Source organism: Rhodococcus sp. EPR-134, assembly GCF_001647205.1.
Taxonomy (GTDB): domain Bacteria; phylum Actinomycetota; class Actinomycetes; order Mycobacteriales; family Mycobacteriaceae; genus Rhodococcus_F; species Rhodococcus_F qingshengii.
The window spans coordinates 1-4,663 of record NZ_LVCT01000505.1 but is presented as its reverse complement, the minus strand read 5'-3'; the positions used below and the strand labels follow the sequence as shown (position 1 = coordinate 4,663).

5 protein-coding genes are annotated in these 4,663 nt (G+C 62.5%); 2 read left to right on the top strand and 3 right to left on the bottom strand.

The window, feature by feature from the left end; all coding sequences use genetic code 11:
- Positions 1 to 23: 23 nt before the first annotated feature.
- Positions 24 to 464, bottom strand: a complete 441-nt coding sequence (soxR, locus tag A2J01_RS23190) for a redox-sensitive transcriptional activator SoxR (protein WP_003943238.1) — start codon at positions 462 to 464, stop codon at positions 24 to 26.
- A gap of 63 nt (positions 465 to 527) precedes the next feature.
- Between soxR and A2J01_RS23185 the strand changes: the two genes are divergently transcribed.
- Both A2J01_RS23185 and A2J01_RS23180 read left to right on the top strand, forming a co-directional pair.
- Entirely contained in the window at positions 528 to 1,958 is a 1,431-nt protein-coding gene (locus tag A2J01_RS23185) for an MFS transporter (protein ID WP_064113681.1), read from the top strand.
- A gap of 32 nt (positions 1,959 to 1,990) precedes the next feature.
- A complete protein-coding gene (locus A2J01_RS23180; protein ID WP_007730800.1) occupies positions 1,991 to 2,203 on the top strand; it encodes a hypothetical protein in 213 nt (70 codons plus the stop codon).
- Positions 2,204 to 2,212: 9 nt separating this feature from the next.
- Here A2J01_RS23180 and A2J01_RS23175 read toward each other — a convergent pair whose 3' ends face one another.
- Positions 2,213 to 3,307, bottom strand: a complete 1,095-nt coding sequence (locus A2J01_RS23175; RefSeq protein ID WP_064113680.1) for a GGDEF domain-containing protein — start codon at positions 3,305 to 3,307, stop codon at positions 2,213 to 2,215.
- A 147-nt stretch (positions 3,308 to 3,454) separates the two neighbouring features.
- Positions 3,455 to 4,594: a serine hydrolase domain-containing protein gene (locus A2J01_RS23170; RefSeq protein ID WP_064113679.1), complete on the bottom strand. Its 1,140-nt coding sequence runs from the start codon at positions 4,592 to 4,594 to the stop codon at positions 3,455 to 3,457.
- Positions 4,595 to 4,663: the final 69 nt, after the last annotated feature.

Sequence of the window (4,663 nt, the reverse complement as noted above, 5' to 3'; positions counted from 1 at the left end):
AAAGAGTGTGACCGACAGTAGTTTCAGAGACGTCTGGCGCCGGGTCCCTCCCGGCCCAGTTCGTCTCCAGGGTTGAGCAGGTTGCATGTTTTCAGTGACAGACACCCGCAGCCGATACAGCCCGTCAGTTCGTCCTGCATCCGGTTGATGGCCTGCTTGCGATCCTCGAGGCGCTGATTCCACTCCGTGGAAATCTTGCGCCAGTCCTTCTTCGTCGGAGTTCGCCCCTGCGGCAACGATCCGAATACTTCGGCAACTTCGGCCAGGGGTATCCCGAATCTGACTGCCAACTGGATCAGCGACACCCGCCGGATCGAATGCCGCGGGAACTTCCTCATATTTCCTGCCGTCCGCTCCGCAGGAACCAGACCGAGTGTTTCGTAGTAGCGCACAGCCGACACGGCGACGCCGGTGCGCTCCGATACCTCGCCGATCGAGAGAAGTTCGTCACTCTTACGGATCATTCTGCCTCCCAATGGCTGCGCGACATTGACCTGAAGCGCACTTGAGATTCTACCTTCGACAACATGCACTCCCCCACCGATGCTCCCACCGGAACCTGGCGGCAGCTCCTGAGCGGTCGATACCTCGGCACCGCTACCGTCCTCGCAGGCGGCGTTGCGCTGTACGCGACCAACGTCTACCTGACGACCAGCCTGCTTCCGACTGCCATCGACGACATCGGCGGTCAGCAGTACTACGCCTGGACCGCGACGGTCTTCCTCATTGCTTCCGTCATCTCTTCGATGTTGGTCACCAACGTCCTCGCCGCCAGGGGACCGCGCGGGGCCTACCTGATCGGCCTCGCGATCTTCGCGCTCGGCACCGTTGTCTGTGCGGTCAGCCCGACGATGGAATTGCTGTTGGTCGGCCGCACGATCCAGGGTTCGGGCGGTGGCCTGCTGGCCGGTCTCGGTTACGCCGTCATCAATGCCGCGCTCCCCAGACATCTGTGGACTCGCGGGGCCGCGCTGGTTTCGGCGATGTGGGGAGTCGGCACCTTCGCCGGCCCTGCAATCGGCGGTGTCTTTGCTCAGTTCGGAGCCTGGCGATGGGCTTTCGGCGTCCTGGTCATCGCGACGATCGCAGTCGCCGCTCTCGTCCCCAGCGCGCTACCGGCACATGAACCGGGCAGCACCACCAGTAGCCCGGTGCCGGTCCTCTCGCTGGCATTGCTGACTGCGGCAGCTTTGCTGGTCAGCGTTGCCGGAATTCTGTCCAACCTCGCCGTGACCGCCGCAATGGTTCTCGCCGCTGTGCTGCTACTGATCGCTTTTGTCGCCGCTGACCGTCGCTCGCGCCACGGCGTACTACCGCCGTCGACGTTCAACTCGTCATCTCTCAAATGGGTGTACCTGACCATCGTCGTCCTCGCTGTCGCGTCGACCGTCGAGACGTTCATTCCACTCTTCGGGCAACGACTTGCCGGCCTGGCGCCTCTCGCGGCCGGATTCCTCGGGGCCGCACTCGCTCTCGGCTGGACTCTCGGCGAAATCCCGAGCGCCTCGGCAACAGCCCCTCGTATCGTGCGACGAATCGTTGTCAGCGGTCCGATCCTCGTCGCGATCGGGTTGGGCATCATGGCAGCATTTCTCACCGAACACGCCGGCGCCGGTGCGGTGGTCTCGTGGGTGATCGGACTGCTGTTCGCCGGCGTCGGAATCGGCATCGCCTGGCCTCATCTTGCAGTCGGGGCGATGACCTCGGTCACCGATCCCGGAGAAGGTGCGCGTGCCTCGGCTGCCATCAACACCGTTCAGCTGATCGCCAATGCCTTCGGTGCAGCCCTGGCCGGAGTGCTGGTCAACATCGGCGAACCGTCGACGCTTCGTTCTGCGCAATTGCTTCTCTTCACCTTCGCCGCTGTCTCGATCATCGGCATTGCCGTGGCAGCTCGCGCACTTCCGCGAACGCCCGACAAAATCGGCAGCCCCGAAATCGTTCACGCCGCTCGATAAACTGTGAGAAACCCACACGGAGGAGTTGGCCAGTGACAGAACCGGATCCGGGCACAGTGGAAACCGACTTCCCGAAGACGGGAGCTCCCGCACAGCGCGCGCTGATCGCAGCGGGTTACACCCATCTCGCGCAGCTGACGTCCGTGTCCGAGAAGGAACTCGGCGCTTTGCACGGGATGGGACCGAAGGCCTTGAGGATTCTGCGCGAAGCACTCGCCGAACGTGGTCTGAGCTTCGCCGACTGAGCTCTCACATCAGACCAAGCTCGCCCGCACCTGGTTGCCACCTTCGCGCTTCGCTTCGTACATCACCGAGTCCGCGACGCGGAAGAGTTCGGCAAAAGCAGCGTCGACGGACTCACCCGGATTCCGGGGCGCGGTGCGGACCGCCATTCCGATGCTCGCGCTCGTCGGAGGGTCATCGTTCGCTCCGTCCATCGCGGAGCGGATCTGTCCTTCCAGCCTGGAGATCACGCTGACCGGTACCCGTTCGACCACGACGAACTCGTCACCGCCCATACGAGCAGTCAAGGCGGACTGGGTTGTCCACAAACGGATGCGCAGTGCAGTTCGCATGATCGTGCTGTCTCCTACGTCATGGCCGTGAACGTCGTTGATCGTCTTGAAGCGATCGAGGTCGATCACCACTACGAGCAGTGCATCCGCTTCGGTGACCGGAGCGCCCATCAAGTCATTCACCCGACGCGCCAATCCGCGACGGTTGAGCAGTCCGGTCAACGGGTCGATGTCGGAGGTAGTGGCATCCGAACCCAGGACCGCCAGAACAATCTGTGACACAACAGGAATCACGATGATCGTAGCCAGCACACCCGAGATCTTCGCCAGTCCCAAGCCGACGTCCGCTGCTGGCCCGAACAACAAAGTCCACCCCGAAAGCACCGTGACGGTCGAGGCGAAGACCAAGTGACCGACTTGGAGTTTCGGATTGTGGAAGAACGCGATGTAGCCGCCGATCGACGCGAAAACGACGCACGCGATGAGTCGTCCCAGCGGTTCCGAGTCGGTTTCGGCCGCCGCCGCAATCGCGACGTCGGAACCCACGACAAAGGTGTACGACCACAGCGGCGTAGGCGGAAACAGCCACCAGATCAGGGCCGCGCCGAGGCACAGCGCGATGACCGCCAGATTGACCGCTCGCCAGAACGTACCTTGCGGACCGACGTCACTGAATCGCGCCGACAGCAACACCAGCCCCATCCAGAATGCTGTTCCGCCGACCAGCGCCCGGCAGGAAGTCAAGAACCCGCGGTCCTCGAGGTACCTGCTGAAACTGTGGAACTGGTCCGGCAACTGCCACCAGCGCATGACGACGTCGACCAAACCGTTCATCGCCGATCAGCCGATGCAGCTCCGCAACTTTTGGGCGTACTTCGACGAAACGGACTCGCTGATTTCCCCCCGGAGCACACTGGCATATCCGGCAGCATAGTCAGCGGCGACAGACAAAAACCGTTCTGCCGGATTTGAATCGGTCGATCAACTCAAAGCGTCGTAGGCCGCCGATACGTACTGCGCCGATCTCTCGGAACCGAGCAGACCCGGCCCCATCTTGTTCATCACGTACGAGAACGTCATGCGCTTCTCGGTGTCGATGATGATCTGCGAGCCACCCCAACCTCCCCAGAAGCAGATTCGCCCCTCCGGAATGAACGGGACGGACTCGGGCGTCGGCAATCCGAATCCGACGCCGAAGCGGACCGGCACGCCGAGGACGAGGTCGACCCCGTACGACTGCTCCTCGAAGATCTTGTCGATCGTTTCCTCCGACAGCAAGCGAACGTCACCGACCTTGCCACCGCACGCGATCACCGATTGGATCCTTGCGAGTGCCCTCGCATTCGAATGACCGTTGGCCGCACCGATCTCGGCGGCGCGCCACCCGTCGGTCCACGAACCTGTAGCGTCAGCGGGCGGCGCGGTGAATGTCTTCACCATGATGTTGTCCATCCCGAGTGCCGCGATGTCGATCGGCAACGGCGGTGGCGCAATCACATTCGAGACTCGCCCGTATTCCGACTTCGGCAAGCCCAGGCGGAAATCAGCATCGAGTGGGCCGGCGATTTCCTCGTCGATGAAGCGGCCGAGGGTTCGTCCGTCGATGCGCCTGACGACCTCGCCGATCAGGTGGCCGTAGTTGAGGGCGTGGTATCCGGATCCCGTACCCGGTTCCCACCACGGAGCCTGCGTCGCCAACCGGGCGGTGGCATATTCGTCGTCGCAAATGTTCTCGAGCGTGAACGGTTGATCCCACCCCGACACACCCGAGGTGTGCGACAACAGTTGCCGGACCCGAATTCGGTCCTTGCCCGCTTCTGCGAATTCCGGCCAGTACTGCGCGACCGGGGCGTCGAGATCAAGCAACCCGCGGTCGACGAGCATGAGCGCGGCCAGTGCGGTCACGGTCTTGCTGCAGGACCAGACATTGGTAACGGTGTCGCGAGACCAAGGAGCAGTGTGCTCGACGTCGACCCAACCGCCCCACATGTCGACGACGGATTCGCCGTCGATCGTCAGTGCGATCGCTGCCCCGACGTCCTCGCCGGAATCGAGATTGCGTGCCAGCGCCTCCTTCAAGCCAGAGAATCGCTGGTCACATACGCCTTCGATGTTCGCCACTGACAGCCTCCACAGGAATGATGAAACTTGACGTCAACTTCAACTACGTTGAGTATGTGTCCGATTCAC

What these genes read in the sequence shown, in the direction of transcription:
- soxR (WP_003943238.1), bottom strand. Translation starts at nt 464, where the DNA reads ATGATCCGTAAGAGTGACGAACTTCTCTCGATCGGCGAGGTATCGGAG.
- A2J01_RS23185 (WP_064113681.1), top strand. Translation starts at nt 528, where the DNA reads ATGCACTCCCCCACCGATGCTCCCACCGGAACCTGGCGGCAGCTCCTG.
- A2J01_RS23175 (WP_064113680.1), bottom strand. Translation starts at nt 3,307, where the DNA reads ATGAACGGTTTGGTCGACGTCGTCATGCGCTGGTGGCAGTTGCCGGAC.